The organism is Geminicoccus sp. (assembly GCF_035556675.1).
Lineage (GTDB): Bacteria > Pseudomonadota > Alphaproteobacteria > Geminicoccales > Geminicoccaceae > Geminicoccus.
In genome coordinates, this window is sequence record NZ_DATMFZ010000326.1 from 16,152 (window position 1) to 37,874 (window position 21,723).

20 protein-coding genes and 1 pseudogene are annotated in these 21,723 nt (G+C 69.7%); 5 read left to right on the top strand and 16 right to left on the bottom strand.

Annotated elements, in window-relative coordinates; translation table 11 throughout:
- Positions 1-25 precede the first annotated feature (25 nt).
- Entirely contained in the window at positions 26-388 is a 363-nt protein-coding gene (locus VNS22_RS23075) for an ArsC family reductase (RefSeq protein ID WP_325736677.1), read from the top strand.
- Between the two features lie 7 nt (positions 389-395).
- Here the strand turns inward: VNS22_RS23075 and thpR are convergent, their stop codons facing one another.
- Positions 396-956, bottom strand: coding sequence for an RNA 2',3'-cyclic phosphodiesterase (gene thpR, locus VNS22_RS23080; RefSeq protein ID WP_325736679.1), 561 nt, complete (start codon positions 954-956; stop codon positions 396-398).
- A gap of 149 nt (positions 957-1,105) precedes the next feature.
- On the opposite strand from thpR, the gene VNS22_RS23085 reads away from it, so the two are divergent.
- Genes VNS22_RS23085 through der form a run of 3 tightly spaced genes read left to right on the top strand, consistent with a single transcriptional unit; the run spans position 1,106 to position 4,557 of the window.
- On the top strand, positions 1,106-1,759 hold the full coding sequence (locus VNS22_RS23085) for a tetratricopeptide repeat protein (protein ID WP_325736681.1): 654 nt from the start codon (positions 1,106-1,108) through the stop codon (positions 1,757-1,759).
- Between the two features lie 2 nt (positions 1,760-1,761).
- Positions 1,762-3,114 carry a PQQ-binding-like beta-propeller repeat protein gene (locus VNS22_RS23090; protein WP_325736716.1) on the top strand — a complete coding sequence of 451 codons (1,353 nt, stop codon included), beginning with the start codon at positions 1,762-1,764 and terminating at the stop codon, positions 3,112-3,114.
- Between the two features lie 39 nt (positions 3,115-3,153).
- A complete protein-coding gene (der, locus tag VNS22_RS23095; protein WP_325736683.1) occupies positions 3,154-4,557 on the top strand; it encodes a ribosome biogenesis GTPase Der in 1,404 nt (467 codons plus the stop codon).
- On the opposite strand, the gene VNS22_RS23100 is transcribed toward der, so the two are convergent.
- The 14 genes from VNS22_RS23100 to rpmI form a co-directional block, all read right to left on the bottom strand.
- Positions 4,554-5,285: an SDR family NAD(P)-dependent oxidoreductase gene (locus VNS22_RS23100; protein ID WP_325736685.1), complete on the bottom strand. Its 732-nt coding sequence runs from the start codon at positions 5,283-5,285 to the stop codon at positions 4,554-4,556. The genes der and VNS22_RS23100 overlap by 4 nt on opposite strands.
- Positions 5,282-6,766 carry an amidophosphoribosyltransferase gene (gene purF, locus VNS22_RS23105; protein WP_349261876.1) on the bottom strand — a complete coding sequence of 495 codons (1,485 nt, stop codon included), beginning with the start codon at positions 6,764-6,766 and terminating at the stop codon, positions 5,282-5,284. The genes VNS22_RS23100 and purF overlap by 4 nt, the downstream gene beginning before the upstream one ends.
- 8 nt (positions 6,767-6,774) lie before the next feature.
- On the bottom strand, positions 6,775-7,437 hold the full coding sequence (locus VNS22_RS23110) for a CvpA family protein (RefSeq protein ID WP_325736689.1): 663 nt from the start codon (positions 7,435-7,437) through the stop codon (positions 6,775-6,777).
- Positions 7,437-8,843 carry a DNA repair protein RadA gene (gene radA / locus VNS22_RS23115; RefSeq protein WP_325736691.1) on the bottom strand — a complete coding sequence of 469 codons (1,407 nt, stop codon included), beginning with the start codon at positions 8,841-8,843 and terminating at the stop codon, positions 7,437-7,439. Before radA ends, VNS22_RS23110 begins: the two co-directional genes overlap by 1 nt.
- 34 nt (positions 8,844-8,877) lie before the next feature.
- Complete coding sequence (locus VNS22_RS23120) at positions 8,878-9,651, bottom strand: ABC transporter ATP-binding protein (RefSeq protein WP_325736693.1); 774 nt, start codon at positions 9,649-9,651, stop codon at positions 8,878-8,880.
- Positions 9,648-10,361 carry an MlaE family ABC transporter permease gene (locus VNS22_RS23125; protein WP_414653419.1) on the bottom strand — a complete coding sequence of 238 codons (714 nt, stop codon included), beginning with the start codon at positions 10,359-10,361 and terminating at the stop codon, positions 9,648-9,650. Before VNS22_RS23125 ends, VNS22_RS23120 begins: the two co-directional genes overlap by 4 nt.
- A 56-nt stretch (positions 10,362-10,417) precedes the next feature.
- Positions 10,418-11,521 carry an alanine racemase gene (alr, locus tag VNS22_RS23130; RefSeq protein WP_325736697.1) on the bottom strand — a complete coding sequence of 368 codons (1,104 nt, stop codon included), beginning with the start codon at positions 11,519-11,521 and terminating at the stop codon, positions 10,418-10,420.
- Positions 11,505-13,007 carry a replicative DNA helicase gene (locus VNS22_RS23135; RefSeq protein WP_325736699.1) on the bottom strand — a complete coding sequence of 501 codons (1,503 nt, stop codon included), beginning with the start codon at positions 13,005-13,007 and terminating at the stop codon, positions 11,505-11,507. Before VNS22_RS23135 ends, alr begins: the two co-directional genes overlap by 17 nt.
- Before the next feature lie 346 nt (positions 13,008-13,353).
- Entirely contained in the window at positions 13,354-15,153 is a 1,800-nt protein-coding gene (gene lepA / locus VNS22_RS23140) for a translation elongation factor 4 (protein ID WP_325736701.1), read from the bottom strand.
- Positions 15,154-15,251: 98 nt separating this feature from the next.
- A complete protein-coding gene (locus VNS22_RS23145) occupies positions 15,252-16,424 on the bottom strand; it encodes an LLM class flavin-dependent oxidoreductase (protein WP_325736703.1) in 1,173 nt (390 codons plus the stop codon).
- Positions 16,425-16,578: 154 nt separating this feature from the next.
- Complete coding sequence (pheT, locus tag VNS22_RS23150; RefSeq protein WP_325736705.1) at positions 16,579-18,978, bottom strand: phenylalanine--tRNA ligase subunit beta; 2,400 nt, start codon at positions 18,976-18,978, stop codon at positions 16,579-16,581.
- Positions 18,975-20,054 carry a phenylalanine--tRNA ligase subunit alpha gene (pheS, locus tag VNS22_RS23155; protein WP_325736706.1) on the bottom strand — a complete coding sequence of 360 codons (1,080 nt, stop codon included), beginning with the start codon at positions 20,052-20,054 and terminating at the stop codon, positions 18,975-18,977. Before pheS ends, pheT begins: the two co-directional genes overlap by 4 nt.
- Positions 20,055-20,190: 136 nt before the next feature.
- Positions 20,191-20,550 (bottom strand): 50S ribosomal protein L20, encoded by a 360-nt coding sequence (gene rplT, locus VNS22_RS23160; RefSeq protein ID WP_325736708.1) that lies wholly within the window; start codon positions 20,548-20,550, stop codon positions 20,191-20,193.
- A gap of 28 nt (positions 20,551-20,578) precedes the next feature.
- Positions 20,579-20,887, bottom strand: coding sequence for a 50S ribosomal protein L35 (rpmI, locus tag VNS22_RS23165; protein WP_325736710.1), 309 nt, complete (start codon positions 20,885-20,887; stop codon positions 20,579-20,581).
- A gap of 84 nt (positions 20,888-20,971) precedes the next feature.
- Here rpmI and VNS22_RS23170 point away from each other — a divergent pair, with 84 nt between their 5' ends.
- Positions 20,972-21,394: a group III truncated hemoglobin gene (locus tag VNS22_RS23170; RefSeq protein WP_325736712.1), complete on the top strand. Its 423-nt coding sequence runs from the start codon at positions 20,972-20,974 to the stop codon at positions 21,392-21,394.
- A gap of 24 nt (positions 21,395-21,418) precedes the next feature.
- Here VNS22_RS23170 and VNS22_RS23175 read toward each other — a convergent pair.
- A pseudogene (locus tag VNS22_RS23175) lies at positions 21,419-21,723 on the bottom strand (phosphomannomutase); the annotation flags it as partial.

Sequence of the window (21,723 nt, forward strand, 5' to 3'; positions counted from 1 at the left end):
TGGGACTGCCTGGAGGATCCGGCCGATGGCCTTGACCATGTACGGCATCAAGAACTGCGACACGGTGCGCAAGGCGCGCGCCTGGCTGAGCGAGCACGGCATCGACCATGGCTTCCACGACTACAAGAGCCAGGGCATCGACCGTGCCGTCCTCCTGCGCTGGGTGGACGAGTTCGGCTGGGAGGCCCTGCTCAACCGTGCCGGCACCACGTTCCGCCGGCTGCCGGAGGCCGAGCGGACCGGGCTCGACCGGGAGCGGGCGGTGGACCTGATGCTGGCCCAGCCCTCCGCCATCCGCCGCCCGGTCCTGGACCTGGGGGAGCGCCGGCTCGTGGGCTTCCGGCCGGAAGTCTACGCCCAGGCGCTGACAGGGTTCGGCCAGACGTGACGCCTCCTCACACGCGCTCGGCGATCCCTCGCACGAAGTCGTAGGTCGCCTCGGGCGTGTGGATGGCGCCGTCCGAGCGCAGGAACGAGGAATAGAGGGTGAAGCCGTTCACGGTGAACGGCTCGGAGCGGTACAGGCTCAGCCGCTTGAGAAAGGCGCCCAGCCGGTTCTCGGGCAGTGGCCCGCGCAGCCGGGCGATCGTCAGGTGCGGCGCGAACTTGCGCGTTTCCGGAGCAATGCCGAGGCTGGCCAGCTGGCGGTCGACCCGGCGTTTGAGCTGCTGCAGCCCCTCGCTGGGCGCCACCCCGATCCACAGCGTGGTCGGCTCGCCGCGCGGCGGGAAGTGGCCGATCCCCTGGAGCTGCAGCTCGAATGGGGCAGCGGTCACGTGCGCCAGCGCCTCGCCGACCTCCTCGTAGGTCGGCTCGTCGACCTCGCCGATGAAGCGCAGCGTGATGTGCAGGTCGTCCGGATCGGCCCAGCGCACGTCGGGCAGGCCCACGCACAGCCGCTCGACCTGATCGACCACGGTTTCGGGCAGGTCGAGCGCCACATAGATCCGCGGCATGGTCGGCCCTCCCTCGAGATGCAGGTAATCCGGGTTGTAGAGGATTGCAGCACGCTTGCCAAACGATGGGTCCATCCCTACCAAACCGCAAACGGCCCGGGCCCGCCGCGTCCGGCACCAGTCCTGCATCTGCCGGGGGAATCATCGCCTTGTCCGACGCGCTGATCCGCGAGGTTCAAGAAGACCTGCAGCGCGACCGCGCCATCGCGCTCGCCAAGCGCTATGGCGGCTGGGTGGCGGCCCTGGCGCTGCTCCTGGTACTCGGCACCGCGGCCTATGTCGGCTGGCAGAACTGGCAGGCCAAGGTCCGGCAGGACGAATCGGCGAAGCTGTACGCGGCACTCACCAAGCTCGAGACCGGCCAGAGCGAGGCTGCCCTCACCGATCTGGAAGCGGTCGGCGCGGAAACCTCCGATGGTATCGCGGCCCTGGCGCGCTTTCAGGCGGCCCAGGCCGCCGGTGCCGCGGGCAAGGCGGACGAGGCCACGCAGAATCTGGAGCAGGTCGCCGGCTCCAGCCTCGACGATGCGATCCTGAAGGAAGCGGCGCGGCTGGCCGTGCTCGGCCGGCAGCTGGACGCGGGCGATCCTGCCCAGCTCATCGCCGGGCTGGAGCCGCTGGCCGCGGGCGACCGCCCCTTCCGCCATCAGGCCCGGGAGCTGCTGGGCTTGGCCCGGCTGCGCGCCGGCGACACGGCGGGCGCCAAGGCGACGTTCGACGATGCGCTGAAGGATCCGAGCCTCCCGATCCGCGCCAAGGCCCGCCTCACCGAGTACCGCGCGGCCCTGGAGTCCGCCGCTTGAGCGTGTCCCGGTCCGCCCGGCCCCACCGGGTCTGCGCCGCCAGGCGCACCCTGCTTGGCTCCGCCCTGCTGCTCGCCACGCTCCTGTCCGGCTGCGGCTGGTGGGCCGAGGATGAGAAGCCACGCCTGCCCGGCGAGCGCCGGCCGGTGCTGCTCCTGGACGAAGGCATCAAGGCCGATCCCGGCCTCGCCAGCCTCGAGATCACCCTGCCGGAGCCGGTGCGCAACCGCGACTGGCCCCAGCCGGGCGGCGACCCCAGCCATGCGCTCCACCACCTGGCGGCACCCGCGACACTGTCGTCCGCCTGGTCGGTGTCGATCGGCAGCGGCGCCGGCGACGAAGCGTTCCTGAACCCGCCCGTGGTGGCGGACGGCACGATCTACGCCGTGGACGGCAGCGTCGAGGTCTCGGCGATCGACGCCGGCTCCGGGCGGACGCGCTGGAGCATGATGCCGGACGACCTGCCGGACGCCGACCGGCTCAATGGCGGCGGCATCGCCTATGGCGACGGACGGCTCTATCTGGCCACCACCAAGGGCATCGTCCTGGCGCTGGACGCGAGCAACGGCCAGGAGATCTGGCGCCAGAGCCTGGGCGCACCACTGCGCGGCTCGCCGGCCGTGGCCGAGGGCCTGGTGCTGCTGATCAGCGCGGACAACCAGTCCTTCGCGCTGGACGCGCAGAGCGGCGAACTCGTCTGGCAGCACACGGCGCCCGGCGAGATCGCGGCCACGCTCGGCGGCTCCACCCCGGCGACCAGCCAGGGCATCGTGATCGTGCCCTACTCGTCGGGCGAGGTGAACGCGCTCTCGCTGGAAACGGGCATCCCCATCTGGAGCGAGACAGTGCTGCGGCCGCGTCGCACCCTGGCGATCGGCGCGATCAGCGACATCGACGGTCTGCCGGTGATCGACCGCGAGCGGGTGTTCGTGGGCGGCACGGGCGGCGAGGTTGCGGCGTTCAACCTGCAGACCGGCAGCCGGCTGTTCGACCTGACCGTGGCCACCGAGCAGACCCCCTGGCCCGCCGGCGACTTCGTCTTCCTGATGAGCGACCGCGGCGAGGTCGTGGCGATGCTGCGCCAGACCGGCCAGGTGCGCTGGGTGACCGGCCTGCCCCGCCAGCGCGAGGAGGACACGTCCGGCGACCAGCTGATCAAGTGGCACGGGCCGGTGCTGGCCGGCGGCCACCTCTTGGCCGGCAGCTCCGATGGCGAGCTGGTCGCCCTCTCCCCCTTCGACGGCACGATCCTCCAGCAGATCGATGTCGGTGCGCCGATCCGCCAGCCGCCAATCGTGGCGGACGGCACTATCTATTTGCTGACCGACGACGGTACGCTGCACGCCTTCCGCTGACAGCCGGCCGCTCGGAGCCGGCAGGACAACGCCAGAACCGTGTTCACCATTGCTATTCTAGGCCGGCCCAATGTCGGCAAGTCCACACTGTTCAACCGGCTGGTCGGCCGCCGCCAGGCGATCGTCCACGACCTGCCGGGCGTGACCCGCGACCGGCTGGAAGGTCAGGGCCGGATCGGCCACCTGCGCTTTCGGGTGATCGACACCGCCGGCCTGGACGTGGGCCCCGACGACAGCCTGGAAGGCCGCCTGCGCGCCCAGACGCTGGCGGGGCTGGAGGAGGCCGATCTCGGCCTGTTCCTGTTCGACGCCCGCGCCGGCCTGACGCCGCTCGACCACGAGGTCGCCCGGCTCCTGCAGCGCACGAAGAAGCCGATCGTGGTCCTGGCCAACAAGTGCGAGGGCCGGCAGGCCGAGAGCGACGCCGCGGAGGCCTGGTCGCTGGGCCTGGGCGAGCCGCTGCCGATCTCCGCCGAGCATGGCGAGGGCATGGCCGACCTCTTCCAGGTGATCCAGGCGCGACTGCCCGAGGAAGCCGACGAGGAAGATCAGGATGACGCGACGCCGGCCCCCAGGGAGCCGGCCGAGCTGCCTGCCGAATCACCGGCCGGGCCGGAGCTGGGTGCCGGCAAGCCGGTCAAGCTCGTGGTGATCGGCCGTCCCAATGTCGGCAAGTCCTCGCTGATCAACCGGCTGGTCGGCGACGAGCGGATGCTGACCGGACCAGAGCCGGGGCTCACCCGCGATTCGGTGACCCTGCCGGTCACCCACCAGGGCCGCTCGTTCGAGCTGATCGACACGGCGGGGCTCAGGCGCAAGGCCAGGATCGAGCAGCGACTGGAGCGGATCTCGGTCTCCGCCACCGTCCAGGCCCTCAAGTTCGCCCATGCCGCGGTGCTGGTGGTGGACGCCACCCAGCCTCTGGAGGTGCAGGACCTGACCATCGCCGACCTCGTGCTGCGCGAGGGCCGGGCCCTGGTGGTCGCGATCAACAAATGGGACCTGATCGAGACGCCGAAGGAAACGCTCCAGGCGATCCGCGAACGGCTGGAGGACAAGCTGGCCCAGGCACCCGGCCTTGAGCTGGTCACCATCTCGGCGCGCACCGGCCAGGGCATACCGAAGCTCCTGCCGACCGTGCTCAAGACCGTGCAGCGCTGGAACCGGCGGATCACCACCGCCAAGCTGAACCGCTGGCTCCAGGACGCGCTGGCCGAGCACCAGCCGCCGCAGGTGGGCGGGCGGCGGCTCAAGATCCGCTTCGTCACCCAGACCGCCAGCCGGCCGCCGACCTTCGTCCTGTTCCAGAACCTGGACCCGGCCGACGTGCCCGACCATTATCTGCGCTACCTGTCCAACAGCCTGCGCCGGGCGCTGGACCTGCCGGGCGTGCCGCTGCGCCTGCATGCCCGGCGCGGCGAGAACCCCTACGCCCGCGACTAGGCCGTGTTCTGGGGCTGCAGCCGCTCGACCTCGCCCGGCGGCAAGGGCGGACGGCCGAGGGTCGCCAGCAGGCGCTCCGCGATCTCGGCCGCCGATGGCAGTGGCGTGCTGGAGCCGCCCGGATAGCGGCGCGTCTCGGTGCGGGTGCCGGCGACCCGGCCCGGATCGATCAGGCTGACCCCCACCGTGCTCCGGCGCAATTCGGCCGCCCAGGCACTGACCAGCGCCTCCAGCCCGGCCTTGGCGGCTGCCGCCATGCCGAAGAAGGCCGGCGCACGCTCCGCGATGTCGCAGGTCAGGAACAGGGCCCGCCCGGCCGGTGCCGCGCGCAGGAGCGCCTCGAAGGAGCGGATCAGGTGCTGGGCCGCCACCACCTCGACCGTCAGCACCTTCTGCAGTTCGGTGGGATCGATATGGGATGCCGGCGTCAGCGTGCCCGGCTCGCCCGCGGCATGAACCAGCAGGTCGATGCGGCCAAAGCGCTGGAACAGCATGCCGCCCAGCGCGTCGACATGCTCACGGCGGGTCAGGTCCACCGGCGCCAGCACCGCCTCCTCGCGGCCCAGCGCCCGGATCTCGTCGTCCAGCTCTTCCAGGGCGCCGCGGGTGCGGCCGACGATCACGACCTTGCCGCCCAGACCTGCCGCAGCCCGCGCCACCGCGGCGCCAATGCCCCGGGAAGCCCCGGTGACGACCACGATCTGTCCGGACAGGTCGACAGAGCTCACGCCACCGGCTCCGCCACCGACTGGCTGGCAGGCGTGGCGTGCTCGGCCCGCCCCTCGCCCCGGTTCACCGCGTCGCGCAGCGGGGTCGGATAGTCGCCGGTGAAGCAGGCGTCGCAGAATTGCGGGGTGGTGCGGTCGCGGCCCGGCTCACCGGCTGCCCGGTAGAGCCCGTCGATCGACAGGAAGGCCAGACTGTCCACGCCGATCAGCTTGGCCATCTCGGCCACATCGTAGCGCGCCGCCAGGAGCTTGCCCCGCTCGGGCGTGTCCACCCCGTAGAAGCAGGAATGGGTGGTGGGCGGGCTCGCGATGCGCATGTGCACCTCGCGCGCACCCGCCGCGCGCATCATCTCGACGATCTTGGTCGACGTGGTGCCGCGCACGATGGAGTCGTCCACCAGCACGACGCGCCGCCCCTCGATCAGCGAGCGGTTGGCGTTGTGCTTGAGCTTCACGCCCAGGTGGCGGATCTGGTCGGTCGGCTCGATGAAGGTCCGGCCGACATAATGGTTGCGGATGATGCCGAGCTCGAACGGAATGCCGCTCGCCTGCGCAAATCCCAGCGCCGAGGGCACGCCGCTGTCCGGCACCGGCACCACCAGGTCGGCTTCGACCGGGCTCTCCTTGGCCAGTTCCTCGCCGATCCGCTTGCGCACCTCGTAGACGCCGCGCTTCTCCAGCACCGAATCCGGCCGGGCGAAGTAAACGTACTCGAAGACGCAGAAACGCTGCGGCTGCTCGCGGAACGGGTGGAGCGAGCGCGGGCCCTGATCGTCGATGATGACGATCTCGCCGGGATCGATGTCGCGGACCAGCTCCGCGCCCATGATGTCGAGCGCCACGGTCTCGGATGCCAGCACATAAGCATTGCCGAGCTTGCCCAGCACCAGCGGCCGGATCCCCAGCGGGTCGCGCACGCCGATCAGCGCATCGGCCGAGAGGGCGACGAGCGACCAGGCGCCCTCGATCTGGAACAGGGCGTCGGTCAGCCGCTCGACCACGTCCTGGCGGTGCGAGCGGGCGATCAGGTGGACCAGCACCTCGGTGTCCGAGGTCGACTGGAACAGGGAGCCATCGTTCACCAGCCGCTTCTTCAGCGCCATGGCGTTGGTGAGGTTGCCGTTATGCGCGATGGCGAGGCCGCCGAACGCATAGTCGGCGAACAGCGGCTGGACGTTGCGCAGCTCCGAGGCGCCGGTGGTCGAGTAGCGGACATGGCCCACCGCCGCCTGGCCCGGCAGCGCCTCGATCACCGAGCGCTTGCTGAAGTCGCCGTCCACCAGGCCGATCGCGCGGTGGCTGAAGAAGCGGCCATCGTCCAGGCTGACGATGCCGGCGGCCTCCTGGCCACGGTGCTGCAGGGCATGGAGCCCCAGCGCCGTGACCGCCGCGGCATCGGCATGGCCCCAGACGCCGAAGCAGCCGCACTCCTCGTGCAGCTTGTCGTCATCGAACGGCAGGGCTCGTTCGGGCAAGGACATGGGCCTACTCACTCGCTTTCCTGCTGCTCGACCAGCCGCTCCATCGCCGACCGTGAGGCAGCGCCGTAACCTTGCTCGCCCGTCGACCCGGACGGCTGCCCGTCCAGGAGGCGACGCGGGTCGGCCAGATCCTGCATGGTTCCGGCCCCTTTTTCGAGCGCATCCAAGCTTCGTTCCGCGAACTCCGCGGGCAGCATGCCGTCCAGCACCAGCGCCGCGGTCTGCACCTCGGGCAGGAGCCAGGCGTTCTGGACCCAGGCCGGATGGTCCTCGATCGGCACCAGGCGGACGGCGACCAGATAAACGATCGCCACCACCAGCACGCCACGGAAGACGCCGAACACCAGGCCCAGCAGCCGGTCGATCCCGGACAAGGCACTCTCGTCGACGCCTCTTACCAGCATCGACGCGACGAGTTTGTAAATGATGAGCGGAACCAGAAACACAAGGACCGCCGTGATCGCGTCGACCACCAGGCTCTGCGCCACGGCTCCGGCCACGATCTCGCGGACCGGCGTCCACAGCCACAAGGCGGTCAGCACCGCACCGCCCCAGGTGAGCAGCGTCATCAGTTCGCGCACGAAGCCGCGCGCCAGTGCGAGCACCGCGGACACCAGCACGACCGCGATCACGCCCAGATCGAACGCGGTCAGTTCAGGAAGGCTGCCCATCAATCCACTCCGGTCCGGACCCGCGGCCGCCGTCCCGGCACGGCTGCGGGCGAGAACATCGCCACCAGATCCCCCACCCGCCGGATCGGCGTCACCGCGACCGGGGTGGCCTTCCCGGCAGCGCCGGGCGGCGCCACCACCTCCGTGAAGCCGAGCTTGGCCGCTTCGCGGATGCGCAGCTCGCTCTGGGTGACGCTGCGCACCTCACCGCCCAAGCCCACCTCGCCGAAGAACACCGCCTTCTCCGGCCCGGGACGGTCCAGGAGCGAGCCGATCAGGGCCGCCGCCACCGCCATGTCGGCGGCCGGCTCGGCGATCCGCAGCCCGCCCGCGACGTTCAGGTAGACGTCGCGACCGGACAGCTCCAGGCCGCAGCGCGCCTCCAGCACCGCCAGCAGCATCGCCAGCCGGTTGTTGTCCCAGCCGACCACCGCGCGCCTGGGGCTGCCCGGCGCCACGTTGCCGACCAGCGCCTGGATCTCCAGCAGCACCGGGCGGCTGCCCTCGATCCCGGCATAGACCGCGGAGCCGGCCAGTCCCTCCTCGCGCTCGGACAGGAACAAGGCCGAGGGGTTGGTGACCGGCACCAGGCCCGCCTCCTGCATCTCGAACACCCCGATCTCGTTGGCCGGGCCGAACCGGTTCTTGACCGCGCGCAGGATGCGGAACTGGTGGCCGCGCTCGCCCTCGAAATAGAGCACGGTGTCGACCATGTGCTCCAGGACGCGGGGCCCCGCGATCTGCCCCTCCTTGGTGACATGGCCCACCAGCAGCACCGCCGTCTGCCGGGTCTTGGCGAAGCGGATCAGGGCGTCGGTGGACGCGCGCAGCTGGGTCACCGTGCCCGGCGCCTGGTCGAAGCCCTGGGTGAACATGGTCTGGATCGAGTCGACGATCAGCAGGTCCGGTGCGGGCCCTGCCGCGAGCGTCGTCAGGATGTCGGCCACCGCGTTCTCCGCGGCCAGCTCCATCTTGCTGTCGGTGACGCCCAGGCGATGGGCGCGCAGCCGCACCTGGTCGATCGACTCCTCGCCGGTGACATAGACCACCCGCCGCCCGGCACGGGCGAGCCCGGCGCCCGCCTGCAGCACCAGGGTCGACTTGCCGATCCCGGGATCGCCGCCGATCAGCAGGGCCGAGGCCGGCACCAGCCCGCCTCCCAGCGCCCGGTCGAGCTCGTCGATGCCCGAGCCGATCCTGGGCGGTGCCGTGGCGGCACCGCTCAAGCCCACCAGTTCCACCCGGCGGCCGCGCGTGCGCGTGGCAGCCGCACTGCCGGTACCCTTGGGCTGGACGGTCTCCTCGACGAAGCTGTCCCATGCGCCGCAATCGTCGCAGCGGCCGTGCCAGCGCGACGTCACCGCCCCGCAGGACTGGCAGACGAAGCGGCGTTCGATGCGTGCCATCAGGCTCCTCGCCGCAAGCTCGAGCCGGCCGGGCTCAGCGGGTCCCCACCGTGATCGGCCCCTCGGCGCGGCCGTGGATGAACTGGTCGACGAAATCATTGCCCGAGCGGTCGAGATCCTCGACTCGCCCGTACCAGATCACCCTGCCCTCGTAGAGCATGGCGACATAGTCCGCGATCTTGCGCACCGACGCCATGTCATGGGTGATCGAGAGCGCGGTAGCGCCCATCGCCCGGGTGAGCGAGCGGATCAGATTGTTGATGACATCGGCCATGATCGGGTCCAGGCCCGTGGTCGGCTCGTCGAAGAACAGGATCTCCGGCTGGAGCGCCACCGCCCGGGCGAGACCCACGCGCTTCTGCATGCCCCCCGAGAGCTCGGCCGGCATCAGGTCGGCGACATCCGCCGCCAGGCCCACCTTCTCCAGGTTCTCGACCGCGATCCGCCTGGCCTCGTCCCGGCCGATCTTCTGCCGTGCCCGCACGCCGAAGCTGACATTCTCCCAGACCGGCAGCGAATCGAACAGCGCCCCACCCTGGAACAGCATGCCGAACTTGTGGCGGATCCCCTCGAGATCGCTGCCCGAGGCACCCACGACCTCGCTGCCATCGACCCTGATCGAGCCCGCATCCGCCTGGAGAATCCCCAGGATGCATTTCAGCAGGACCGACTTGCCGGTGCCTGAGCCGCCGATCACCACGACCGAGCTGCCGGCCGGCACGTCCAGGTCCACGCCCCTCAGCACATGCTTGGAGCCGAAGGATTTGTGCAGGCCGCGGATCGCGATCTTGGCGGGAGCTTCGGTCATCGGCTGAAGAAGATCTCGGTCAGGATGTAGTCGAACACCAGGATCATGATGGATGCGGTCACCACCGCGCGCGTGGTCGCCGCACCCACGCCCTGGGCGCCGCCACGGCTCTGGTAGCCGTTCCAGCAGCCCATCAGGGTCACGATGAAGCCGAACACCGCCGCCTTCACCAGGCCCACCACGACATCCTGCGTTTCCAGATATTGCAGGGTCTGGTCGATATAGGTGTAGGGGCTGAAGCCCAGCTTGGTGGTGCCGACCACGAAGCCGCCGAACACGCCGATGATGTCGGCGACCAGCACCAGGAGCGGCAGCATCAGCGTGCCGCCCAGCAGGCGCGGGAAGATCAGGTAGCGGTGCGGGTCGGTGGAGAGCGTGGTGAGCGCGTCGATCTGCTCGGTGACCCGCATGGTGCCGAGCTCGGCGGCCATGGCCGCGCCGACCCGGCCCGCCACCATCAGCCCGGCCAGCACCGGTCCAAGCTCACGGGTGAGCGACACCACCACGATGGTCGCGACCGCCGACTCCGCCTCGAAGCGGGCAAATCCGGTATAGGACTGCAGGGCCAGCACCATGCCGGTGAAGATAGCGGTGAGCCCCACCACCGGCAGCGAGTAATAGCCGATGTCGATCATCTGGCGCAGGATCTGCGCCGGATACCAGGGGCCGGCCAGGCCCCGGCCGATCGAGATCAGCGCGAAGGTCGCGATCGATCCGATCTGCTGGCAGAGATCGAGCAGTCCGGCACCGATCCGGCGCAGCGGGTTCAAGCGGTGCCTCCGAGATAGCGACGTTCGATCCTGGGCCCCAGCCGCACCAGCAGCTCATAGGGGATGGTGCCGGCCGCCTCGGCATAGCGCTCCACGGCACCAGGCCCGCCCAGCACCTCGACCTGGGTCCCGGGGCGGACCCGGCCGCCCAGCGCACTCACGTCGATCGTGACGAGATCCATCGAGATGCGGCCTACGACCGGCACGTCCACTCCCGCCACGTTCACGGAAACCTTGCCGCCGGCAGCGCGCAGGAGGCCATCGGCATAGCCGAGCGGCAGGGTCGCGATGCGCATGCCCCTGCTCACGGCGTGGGTGGCACCGTAGCCCACCGCACCCGGCGCCTCAACCTCATGGACCTGGATCACCGCCGTGGTGAGCCGCACCACCGGCCGCAGGTCGATCGGCGAGTCCGCGACCGGCTGGGCGCCGTACAGGGCGATGCCCGGCCGGACCAGGTCGAAGCGGAACCGTTCGCCCAGGAGGATCCCGGACGAGGCGGCGAGGCTGGCCGGTGCCGGCGGCAGCAGGGCGCGCCGCTCCTCGAAGGCATGGAGCTGCTGCGCGTTCAGCGGATGGGCGGGCTCGTCGGCCACGCCCAGATGGCTCATCACCAGGACCAGCTCGATCCCGGAAAGATCGATGTCGAGCAGGTCGGCCCGGTCGAAGCCCAGCCGGTGCATGCCGGTGTCGAGCTGGATCGCGGCTGGCAGCTTCCGGCCGAGCCGGCCCGCCAGCGCCCGCCAGTGTGCGAGCTGCGAGGGGTCGTTGAGGGCCGGCAGGATCCGCGCCTCGGCCAGTTCGCGCTCCATTCCCCTGCCCGGCCCGCCCAGCAGGAAGATCCGTGCGTCCCCCTGGGTCTGGCGCAGCGCCAGCGCCTCTTCCGTCGTGGCGACGAAGAAGGTCCGGCAGCCATCCGCGGCCAGGGCCGCCGCGACCTGGGCCGCGCCCAGCCCGTAGCCGTCGGCCTTGAGCACGCCCGCGACCTCGGCACCCGGCGCCAGCCGCATCATCAGCCGCCGGTTCTGGACGATCGCGTCCAGGTCGACCTCGAGCACCGGCCGGTCCAGGTTGGCGGGCCCGTCAGTAGGGTGGCGCATCGCTGTAGTCGATCATTTCGGGATTGCGGAAGCGGCCGTATTGGGCATCGAACTGGAGAGTGACCGTGCCAATCGATCCATGCCGGTGCTTGGCGACGATCACGTCAGCCTTGTTGGCACTCTTCTCCATCCGGTCCTTCCACTCGGTGTACCGGGTATTGTACTTGTCCCGGTCCTCGCCGTCCCTTTGGATCGGCTCCGAGCGCGACAGGTAGTATTCCTCGCGGAACACGAACATCACCACGTCGGCATCCTGCTCGATCGAGCCGGATTCGCGCAGGTCGGAGAGCATCGGCCGCTTGTCCTCGCGCTGCTCGACCGCGCGGGAGAGCTGCGAGAGCGCCAGCACGGGGATGTTCAGCTCCTTGGCGATCGCCTTCAGCCCCTGGGTGATCTCGCTGACCTCCTGGACCCGGTTCGCCTGGTTGGAGGTGCTACCGCGCAGGAGCTGGAGATAGTCGACCACCAGCACCGACAGGCCGAACCGGCGCTTGAGGCGCCGCGCCCGGGTGCGCACCGCCTGGATGCTGAGGGCCGGCGTGTCGTCGATGTAGAGCGGCCGCCGCGCCAGCTCCTGGCTGGCGACCACCAGGCGCTTCCAGGCATCCTCGTCGAGCATGCCGCGGCGCAGTTCGTCCGAGGGGATGCGCGCCTCGGCGGACAGGAGCCGGGTGGCCAGCTGCTCGGCCGACATCTCCAGGGAGAACACGCCCACCGGATGGAGCTTGCCCTCGTCGTCCTCGTCCATGGGCGTCGCCGCGGAATTGGCGGCGATCGTCACCGCCAGCGCGGTCTTGCCCATGGAGGGGCGGCCGGCCAGGATCAGCAGGTCCGACGGCTGCAGGCCGCCCAGCTTGTCGTCCAGGCCCTGCAGGCCGGTCGGCACGCCGGTGACCCGCCCGGCCTTCTTGAAGGCGGCCTGGACCAGGTCGACCGCGGCGGTGATGACATTGGTGAAGGGGCGGAACCCGCCCTCCGCGGCGCCGGCCTCGGCCAGCCGGAACAGCTTCTGCTCCGCTTCCTCGATCTGCTCGCGGCCAGAGGCCATCTCGGCCTTGTCGTGGGCGCGGTTGACCACCTCGCTGCCGACATCGATCAGGCCGCGCTTGAGGGCGAGGTCGTGGATCTGCTCGGCATAGTGGCCGACATCGACCACCGCCTCGGCGGCGCGGGCGAGCTTGGCGAGGTACTTGGCCCCCTCCATGCCCTTGAGCGCCTCGTCGTCCTCGAACAGGAGCTTGAGGGTCACCGGGTCGGCCAGCAGGCCGCGCTCGATCCGCTGCTGGCAGATCGTCCAGATCCGGGCATGGACCGGCTCGTAGAAATGCTCGGCGGTCAGGAATTCCGCCGCGCGGTGGAACGCCTCGTTGTCGACCAGGATGCCGCCCAGCACCGCCTGCTCCGCCTCCAGATTGTGCGGGCGAACGCGGAAACCGGTCGACGCCTCTTCGGACGCCGAGGCCTTCATGTCGGCTAGGCTGCTCATGGGGCACCCCTGTACCAGCCGCCGCCCGGCCGGGCGAGCCCAGGCCGGCGACACCGCCGCACGAACTTGGCGGCCGGCGGCCATTTCATGATAGACTGATCGCTCGACCAGGCGGACCTGCGACGAGGCCGGAAACGGATCATGCCGGGCATTTTTGCACAAACGAACCCGAGAACGGCAAAAACCTCAACTATATCAGCGACTTGGCCAGTGCTGGCATTGCGCGGGAATGACCGGCGAATGCTCCACTCCCGGTCATCCCCCGCGCAGGCGGGGGATCAGCCGTGGAAGATTCCCGACAGTGGCTTCCCCGCATCCGCGGGAATGGCCAGGTGGCTCCCGGCCCTCAGCCTTCCATCTTCAGCGCGGCCAGGAAGGCCGCCTGCGGGATCTCGACCTTACCGATCGAGCGCATCCGCTTCTTGCCCGCCTTCTGCTTCTCCAGGAGCTTGCGCTTGCGGGTGACGTCGCCGCCATAGCAGCCGGCGATCACGTCCTTGCGGAACGGCTTGATCGTCTCGCGCGCGATGATCTTCGCACCGATCGCCGCCTGGATCGCGATCTGGATGTTCTGCCGCGGGATCAGTTCCTTCAGCCGCTCGCACAAGGCCCGGCCGCGGTTCTCGGCCGCCGAGCGGTGGACGATCAGCGCCAGGCTGTCGACGGGATCGCCGTTGATCAGGATCGACAGCTTGACCAGGTCGCTCTGCTCGTACTCGCCCAGCTGGTAGTCGAAGCTGGCATAGCCGCGGCTCAGCGACTTCAGCCGGTCGTAGAAGTCGTAGACCACCTCGCCCAGCGGCAGGTTGTAGACCACCATCGCCCGGTTGCCGACATAGGTCAGCTCGATCTGCCGGCCGCGCTTTTCCGAGCAGAGCGACAGGATCGCCCCCAGATACTCGTCCGGCACCAGGATGGTCGCCTTGATCCAGGGCTCCTGGATGAAGTCGATCTTGGTGACGTCCGGATAGTCCGCCGGGTTGTGCATCTCGTGGATGGTGCCGTCGGTCATGTGCACCTTGTAGATGACCGACGGTGCCGTGACGATCAGGTCGAGGTCGAACTCGCGGTCCAGCCGCTCCTGGACGATCTCCAGGTGGAGGAGGCCCAGAAAGCCGCAGCGGAAGCCCGGCCCCAGCGCCAGGGACTGCTCGGGCTCGTAAGCGAAGCTGGCGTCGTTCAGGCGCAGCTTGGCCAGGCTCTCGCGCAGGTTGCCGAACTCGGCGGTGTCGGTCGGGAACATCGAGCACCACACCACCGGCTGCGAGGGCCGGAAGCCCGGCAGCGGCTCCGTCGCGGGGCGCCGCTCCTCGGTGATGGTGTCGCCGACCTGGGCGTCGGCCAGCTCCTTGATGCCCGCGGTGAGGAAGCCCACCTCGCCCGGCCCCAGCGACCCCACCTCGACCTTCTTCGGCGTGAACACGCCGACCCGGTCGACCGGATGCACCGCCCGGGTGCCCATCATCTGGATGCGGGTGCCCTTGCTGATGGTGCCCTCGCGGATCCGGATCAGCACCACCACGCCCAGATAAGGGTCGTACCAGCTGTCGACGACGAGCGCCTGCAGCGGCGCGTCCGGGTCGCCCTTGGGCGGCGGGATCTGGCGGACCACCGCCTCCAGCACCTCGTCCACGCCCTGGCCGGTCTTGGCCGAGATCATCAGCGCGTCCGAGGCGTCCAAGCCGATGATGTCCTCGATCTGCGCCTTGACCCGGTCGGGCTCGGAGGCCGGCAGGTCGACCTTGTTGAGCACCGGGACCAGCTCCAGGTCGGCGTCGATCGCCTGATACGCATTGGCGAGCGTTTGCGCCTCGACGCCCTGGGTGGCGTCCACCAGCAGGATCGCCCCCTCGCAGGCGCGCATCGACCGCGACACCTCGTAGGAGAAGTCCACGTGGCCGGGCGTGTCGATCAGGTTGAAGATATAGTCGTGACCGTCCCTGGCCCGGTAGGCCAGCCGGACGGTCTGCGCCTTGATCGTGATGCCGCGCTCGCGCTCGATGTCCATGCTGTCCAGCACCTGGCTGGTCATCTGGCGCGCGTCGAGCCCGCCGCACATCTCGATGAAGCGGTCGGCGAGCGTCGACTTGCCGTGGTCGATATGCGCGACGATGGCGAAGTTGCGGATACGGGCGAGGTCGGTCATGGCAGCCTGGTTGGGTCGCGGCAGGTGCTATCTGCACGGACCCGGACCAGAAGCCAAGCCCCGGGCACGCATGGCCCGGGGTATGAGACTGTCAGGGCTCAGCCGCGGCCGCTACGCTCCGCCTCGTACTTGGCCTTCATCGCCTCCACCGCCTGGGCCTGCTGGCCGGCCAAGTCGCCACGCACCGCGCGGGCCCGCTCGGTGGCCTCGATCGTCGGCCGGTAATGGCCCTGGAAGTGCGGCATCACGTTGCGCGCCACCAGTTCGAAGCTGCGCTTGGTGGCATCCGGATCGGCCCATTCATGAGCCAGCATCAGGTAAGCCCCGAAGCCGCCATTGGACTGCCGCTCCAGCCGCTCGATCTGGGCCGCCACCATCTCGGGCGTGCCGATCACGCCGATGCCCGACTGGTTCACGAACTCGGTCATCTCGTGCGGGTCGTTGCCGTCCACCACCATCTGCGGGAAGGCCGCGACCGACTGGAAGTAGCGGAACCACTGCTCGATGCCGTAACGCACCTCCGCATAGGCCTGCTCCACGGTCGGCGCGCAATGGACCGGCCCGACCAGACGCCACTTCGACCGGTCGACGGTGGTGCCGTAATGCTTCGCCTGCTCCTCCATCACGTCCCAGTGCAGGGCCAGCGCATCGAAGCCCGCCGCCAGCGTGGCGCCCACCGCCAGCAGGCCCACGCCATGGCGGCCGGCCAGCCGAGGGCCGGACGGCGAGGCCGCGGCGGCGACGCAGACATCGAACAGGGGCTCGGAATAGGGCCGCAGATGCAGTCGGGCCTCGCGCAGGTCCCAGCGCTCGTTCTTGAAGGTGACCGGCTCCTCGCTGGTGAGGAGTTGCATGATGACCGTGAAACTCTCTTCCAGGAGCCGGCGGGTGTCCGACTGCTGGATGCCGATCATCTGCGCGTCGGTCGGCAGGGCACCGGGCCCGGCGCCGAACATCACCCGCCCGCGGCTCAGGTGGTCGAGCATCACGATCCGCTCGGCCACCCAGAGCGGGTTGTGGTAGGACAGGCTGATCACGCCGGTGCCGAGCTTGATGTGCCGGGTGCGCTCGATCGCCGAGGCGATGAAGATCTCCGGCGAGGCGATCAGCTCGCTGCCGGCCGAATGATGCTCGCCGATCCAGGCCTCGTCATAGCCCAGCCGGTCCAGGTGCTCGACCAGCTCCAGGTCGCGCTGGAGCGCCAGCGTCGGGTTGGTGCCGGGCGCATGGAACGGCGCCATGAACATGCCGAAGCGCAGCCTCTTGGCCATCTCGTCTTCCCTGATCCTCGGGAGCCGGATGTCCCTGCACCGGCCCTGCCGGCAGACAAACCGGTCACGGCCAGGCAGGCAAGCCCGAAGCGGCTGGGGCGACAGGGTGGCCAAAGGACGCGCCTGCCAGCGGCGCGTCCTTTGGCCTCAGGCTTCAGCCGCGCAGGCTGGCCCCGGTCGCCTTGGCCACGCTCGCCACGATCCGCTGCGAGACGGCCTCGATCGCCGGCTCAGTGAGCGTGCGGTCCTGCGCCTGCAGGCGCACGGCCACCGCCACCGACTTCTTCCCCGGCTCCACGCCCTGGCCGCGATAGACGTCGAACACCGACACCTCGCGGACCAGCTGCTTCTCCGCCTGACGGATCGCCTTGAGGATGGCGTCCACGGTCACCCCTTCCTCGACCAGGAAGGCAAAGTCGCGCTCCACCGCCGGGAAAGGCGATGCCTGCAAGGCACCCTTGCCGCGCCCGGCCCTGGCCCGCGGCTTGGGCAGGCTGTCCAGGTCGAACTCGAACGCCATCACCGGCAGCTCGATGCCGAGCTCGGCCAGTACGCCCGGATGGAGCTCGCCAAAGGAGGCCAGCACCTGCGGGCCCAGCCGCACCCGGCCGGAACGGCCCGGGTGGAACCAGTCCGGCGCGTCGGTGCTGATCTGCGCGGTCTCGACCTTGGCGCCCGCCGCCGCCAGCAGCGCCAGCACGTCGGCCTTGATGTCGAACACGTCGACGTTGCGCACCTTCTCCAGCCAGTTGCGCTGGCGCAGCTCGCCAAAGCGCAGCCCGGCACAGTTCCAGGACTGCCGGCCGGGCTCGGCCGCGATGAAGCGCGGGCCGACCTCGAACAGTCCGCCGCCACGGAAACCCCGGTCGACATTGCGCCGGACCGCTGCCAGCAGGTTCGGCAGGAGCGAGGGCCGCAGGGCCGAGAGATCGGCATGGATCGGGTTCTGCAGCCGGATCGGCTGGTCGGCACCGAAGCGCACCGCCAGCCCTTCCGGCATGAACGACCAGGTCACCGCCTCCATCAGCCCGCGCGCGGCCGCCAGGCGGCGCACGTCGGAGCGGCGCCGCTGCTCAGGCGTCAGCACCTGGGCGGACACGGCCGCCATGCGCGGCACCGAGACCGGCGGGATGTGGTCGTAGCCGTGCAGGCGCGCGACCTCCTCGACGATGCAGGCCTCAGTCGAGACGTCGTGCCGCCAGGAGGGAATGGTGATCTCGTATAGGTCGGGACCGCCGTCCACGCCGAAGCCCAGCGCCTTCAGCCCGGTCTCCATCTCGTCGCGCTCGACCGTGATCCCGGCCAGCCGCCCGATCTGGGCGGTATGGAAGGTAAGCCTTCCCTGTGCTTCCGGTACCTTGCCGGCGATCTCCACCGGGCCCGCCCGGCCACCGCACAGCTCCAGGATCAGCCGGGTCGCGAACTCGGTGCCCGGCAGCACCAGCCCGGCATCGATGCCGCGCTCGAAGCGGGCGCGCGCATCGCTGTCGATGCCGAGCCGACGCCCCGTCTCGGCGGTGCGCAACGGGTCGAACAGCGCCACCTCCAGCACCACGTCGGTGGTGCACTCGTCGCAGCTGGTGGACTCGCCACCCACCACGCCGGCCAGGCTCACCACACCGGTGTCGTCGCAGATCACCGTCATGCCGGCGCTCAGCGTATGGGTGCGACCGTCCAGCCCGGCCAGCGTCTCCCCGCCCTCGGCCTCGCGCAGCACGAGGTCGCCCTGCAGCTTGTTCCGGTCGAACACGTGCAGCGGACGGCAGAGGTCGAAGGTCAGGTAGTTGGTGATGTCCACCAGCGCCGAGATCGGCCGGAGCCCGATCGCGGTGAGCCGGCGCTGCAGCCAGTCGGGGCTGGGCCCGTTGCGCACGCCCTTGATGGTGCGGGTCACGAACAGCGGACAGGCGCTTTCATTGCCCGGCGCGAAGGCCAGGCGGGTGCGGGTCACCGCGTCGGTACCGGGCGCCACCGGGCTGAAGTCACGCGACTTCAGCCTGCCGAGCCCGGCTGCCGCCAGGTCACGGGCGATGCCGTTGACGCCGAAGCAGTCGGCCCGGTCGGGCGTGACCTTCAGCTCGATGACCGGCCCCTCGATGCCGAGCGCCGCCACCGCCGGCGTGCCGACCTCGGGCTCGCCGGCCAAGTCGATGATGCCCTCATGGTCCTCGCCCAGGCCCAGCTCGCGCCAGGAGCACATCATGCCCTCGGACGCGACGCCGCGGATCTCGGCCTTGGTCAGGGTGACGCCGGTGGCCGGCACGACATGGCCAGGACGCGCCAGGATGCCGCGCAGGCCCTGGCGCACGTTCTGCGCGCCGCAGACCACGCTCAGCACGCCGTCGGCGGTGCGCACCTTGAGCGCCGAGAGCCGGTCCGCCTGCGGATGGCGCGCCACCTCGACAATCTCGGCCACCTGGAAGCCAGCCAGCGCGGCGCCGGGGTCGGTGATATCCTCGACCTCGAGGCCCAGATCGGTGAGCTTCTTGGCGACCGTCTCGACATCTGCCGTGGTGTCGAGATGCTCCTTCAGCCAGGGCAGCGTGAGCTTCATCGGGACAGGCCCCCAGCCAGGGTGGGAACGTCGAGCGGCATGAAGCCGTAATGCTTCAGCCAGCGCAGGTCGGCCTCGAAGAAGGTGCGCAGGTCGGGAATGCCGTATTTGAGCATGGCGACCCGGTCGATCCCCATGCCGAAGGCGAAGCCCTGCCACTCGTCGGGGTCGAGATTGACCGCGCGCAGCACCCTGGGATGGACCATCCCGCAGCCCAGGATCTCCAGCCAGTCGCTGCCCTCGCCGACCACCAGCTCGCCCTGCGACCGCTTGCAGCCGATATCCATCTCGGCCGACGGCTCAGTGAACGGGAAGTAGGACGGCCGGAAGCGGACCGGGATCCGGTCGCTCTCGAAATAGCTGCGCACGAAGTCGATCAGGCAGCCCTTGAGATGCCCCATATGGGTGCGCCGGTCGATCAGCAGCCCTTCCACCTGATGGAACATCGGGGTGTGGGTCATATCGCTGTCGACCCGGTAGGTCCGGCCGGGCGCGATGATGCGGAACGGCGGCTTGCCGGCCAGCATGGTCCGGATCTGCACCGGGCTGGTATGGGTGCGCAGGAGGAGCGGCGCGCCGTTCTGCTCGGCTTCGAGATAGAACGTGTCGTGCATCTGCCGGGCGGGATGCTCCTTTGGCAGATTGAGCGCCTCGAAATTGTGGAAGTCGTCCTCGACGTCCGGTCCCTCGGCCACCGCGAAGCCCATCTCGGCGAAGATCGCGATGATCTCGTCGGTGACCTGGCTGACCGGGTGGATCCGCCCGACCTGCTCCTCGCGCACCGGCAGGGTCACGTCGATCCGCTCGGCCTGGAGGCGGGCTTCCAGGGCCGCGGCCTGCAGCCCGGCCTTGCGTTCGCCGAGTGCAGCTTCGAGCCGGTCCTTCAGCTCGTTGATCTGCCGGCCGGCCTCCTTGCGGCTGTCCGGGTCCATGCCGCCCAGCTGCTTGAGCAGGCCGGTGACGGCACCCTTCTTGCCCAGATAGGAGACGCGCACCTCGTCCAGGGCGCGCAGGTCGGCGGCGGCATCGATGGCGGCCAGGGCCTGGTCGCGCAGACTTCCGACATCGAGGGTCATGATCGGTTCCGGGGCGTTGGTCCGGGAGGGAGAAATGCAAAAAGGGGCCGAGTGGCCCCTTCGCAGTCGCTCAATCGAAGCGATCGTCGGATCGGCCGACCGTGCCTTGAGCCCCGCGGCTGCGGGGCCAGGGCGGTCAGGCCGACAGAGCACCCTTCGCCTGAGCGACGATGCCGGCAAACGCGGCCGCATCGTGCACGGCGATGTCGGAGAGCACCTTGCGGTCCAGCTCGACGCCCGCCAGCGACAGGCCGTGGATCAGCTTGCCGTAGGTCATGCCTTCCTGGCGCGCCGCGGCGTTGATCCGCTGGATCCACAGAGCGCGGAAGTCGCGCTTCTTGTTGCGACGGTCGCGGTAGGCGTACTGGAGCGCCTTCTCCATCGACTGCATCGCGGTGCGGATGCAGGTAGACCGCCGGCCGCGATGGCCCTTGACCTGGTCCAGGACCTTCTTGGTCCTGGCGTGGGAGGTGACCCCCCGGCTGACGCGCGCCATTTCAGCGAACTCCGAATCGAATAAAGGGTCAGGCGTACGGCATCATGATCTTGACGAGAGCGGCGTCGCCACGCTCGAGATAGTGGGCACCGCCGCGATGGCTGACCTTGGCCTTCTTGGGCTTCGCGGTGAGGCAGTGGCGATGATTCGCACCACCATGCTTGACCTTGCCAGAGGCTGTGAAGCTAAAGCGCTTCGCGGCACTCCGCTTGGTCTTCATCTTCGCCATGATCTGCTCCGGAGACGACAAAAGCCACGGCGGCGAAGACGCCACCGTCCGTGGCGGCGGGTGATAGCCGAACTGCGCGGTCCCTGCAACCTGTCTCGTGCCGTCCATCTGCTGCGATCCGCCGCACCGGCGCCACTCCCCGACATGCCCACATGCCGGAAAGGCAATTCCGGTCACAGCGAAGATCCCGCCATGGCTCTCGGCAGCATCCCCCGCCCCGGCATCGACGAGGAGCGCATCCACGCCCTGGTCCATGGCTTCTATGGGGCCGTGCGTGCCGACGACCTGATCGGCCCGGTGTTCCTGGGCAGGATCCAGCCGGAGCGCTGGCCGGTCCATCTGGACAAGATGTGCGCGTTCTGGTCGTCGGTGCTGCTGCGCACCAGCCGCTATGACGGCCGCCCGCTCCGGCCGCATCTGCTGATGCCGGAGCTGTCGGACGCGCATTTTCAGCGCTGGCTGGCCCTGTTCCGGGCCACGGCCAGGCAGGTGTTCGAGCCGGACACGGCCCCGGTGGTGATCGGCTTTGCCGAGCGGATCGCCCAGAGCTTCCGCATGTCGATCGCCTTTCACCGCGGCGAGGATGCGGCGGGCCTCAAGTCCCTGCCCGCCTGACCTCCCCGCACGCCGGGGAAAACCTCAGAACTCGGCTGGAGCCTCGACGCCCGAGCCGTCCAGAGCCGAGCGGATCGCACCCTTCAGCCGCTCCAGCCCGTCCTCCGAGCTGGCCTCGGCGCGGGCCACCAGCACGGCCTGGGTGTTCGAGGCGCGCAGCAGCCACCAGCCGTCCTCGGTGTCGACCTGCACGCCGTCGATGTCGTTCACCTTGGCGCCCTGGCTCGCCAGCTTCGTCTTGACGTGCTGGATCGCCGGGAACTTGACCTCTTCCTCGCAGTCGAAGCGGATCTCGGGCGTGGCGATCACGTTGGGCATCGCGTCGCGCC

Excerpts from the sequence above, each read along its gene's own strand:
- alr (WP_325736697.1), bottom strand. The coding sequence starts at position 11,521 with ATGCGCCACCCTACTGACGGGCCCGCCAACCTGGACCGGCCGGTGCTC.
- pheT (WP_325736705.1), bottom strand. The coding sequence starts at position 18,978 with ATGAAGCTCACGCTGCCCTGGCTGAAGGAGCATCTCGACACCACGGCA.
- VNS22_RS23075 (WP_325736677.1), top strand. The coding sequence starts at position 26 with ATGGCCTTGACCATGTACGGCATCAAGAACTGCGACACGGTGCGCAAG.
- rplT (WP_325736708.1), bottom strand. The coding sequence starts at position 20,550 with ATGGCGCGCGTCAGCCGGGGGGTCACCTCCCACGCCAGGACCAAGAAG.
- pheS (WP_325736706.1), bottom strand. The coding sequence starts at position 20,054 with ATGACCCTCGATGTCGGAAGTCTGCGCGACCAGGCCCTGGCCGCCATC.
- thpR (WP_325736679.1), bottom strand. The coding sequence starts at position 956 with ATGCCGCGGATCTATGTGGCGCTCGACCTGCCCGAAACCGTGGTCGAT.
- rpmI (WP_325736710.1), bottom strand. The coding sequence starts at position 20,887 with ATGGACGGCACGAGACAGGTTGCAGGGACCGCGCAGTTCGGCTATCAC.
- VNS22_RS23110 (WP_325736689.1), bottom strand. The coding sequence starts at position 7,437 with ATGGGCAGCCTTCCTGAACTGACCGCGTTCGATCTGGGCGTGATCGCG.
- VNS22_RS23145 (WP_325736703.1), bottom strand. The coding sequence starts at position 16,424 with ATGGCCAAGAGGCTGCGCTTCGGCATGTTCATGGCGCCGTTCCATGCG.
- purF (WP_349261876.1), bottom strand. The coding sequence starts at position 6,766 with ATGTCCTTGCCCGAACGAGCCCTGCCGTTCGATGACGACAAGCTGCAC.
- VNS22_RS23170 (WP_325736712.1), top strand. The coding sequence starts at position 20,972 with ATGGCTCTCGGCAGCATCCCCCGCCCCGGCATCGACGAGGAGCGCATC.
- radA (WP_325736691.1), bottom strand. The coding sequence starts at position 8,843 with ATGGCACGCATCGAACGCCGCTTCGTCTGCCAGTCCTGCGGGGCGGTG.
- VNS22_RS23120 (WP_325736693.1), bottom strand. The coding sequence starts at position 9,651 with ATGACCGAAGCTCCCGCCAAGATCGCGATCCGCGGCCTGCACAAATCC.
- VNS22_RS23135 (WP_325736699.1), bottom strand. The coding sequence starts at position 13,007 with ATGAGCAGCCTAGCCGACATGAAGGCCTCGGCGTCCGAAGAGGCGTCG.
- lepA (WP_325736701.1), bottom strand. The coding sequence starts at position 15,153 with ATGACCGACCTCGCCCGTATCCGCAACTTCGCCATCGTCGCGCATATC.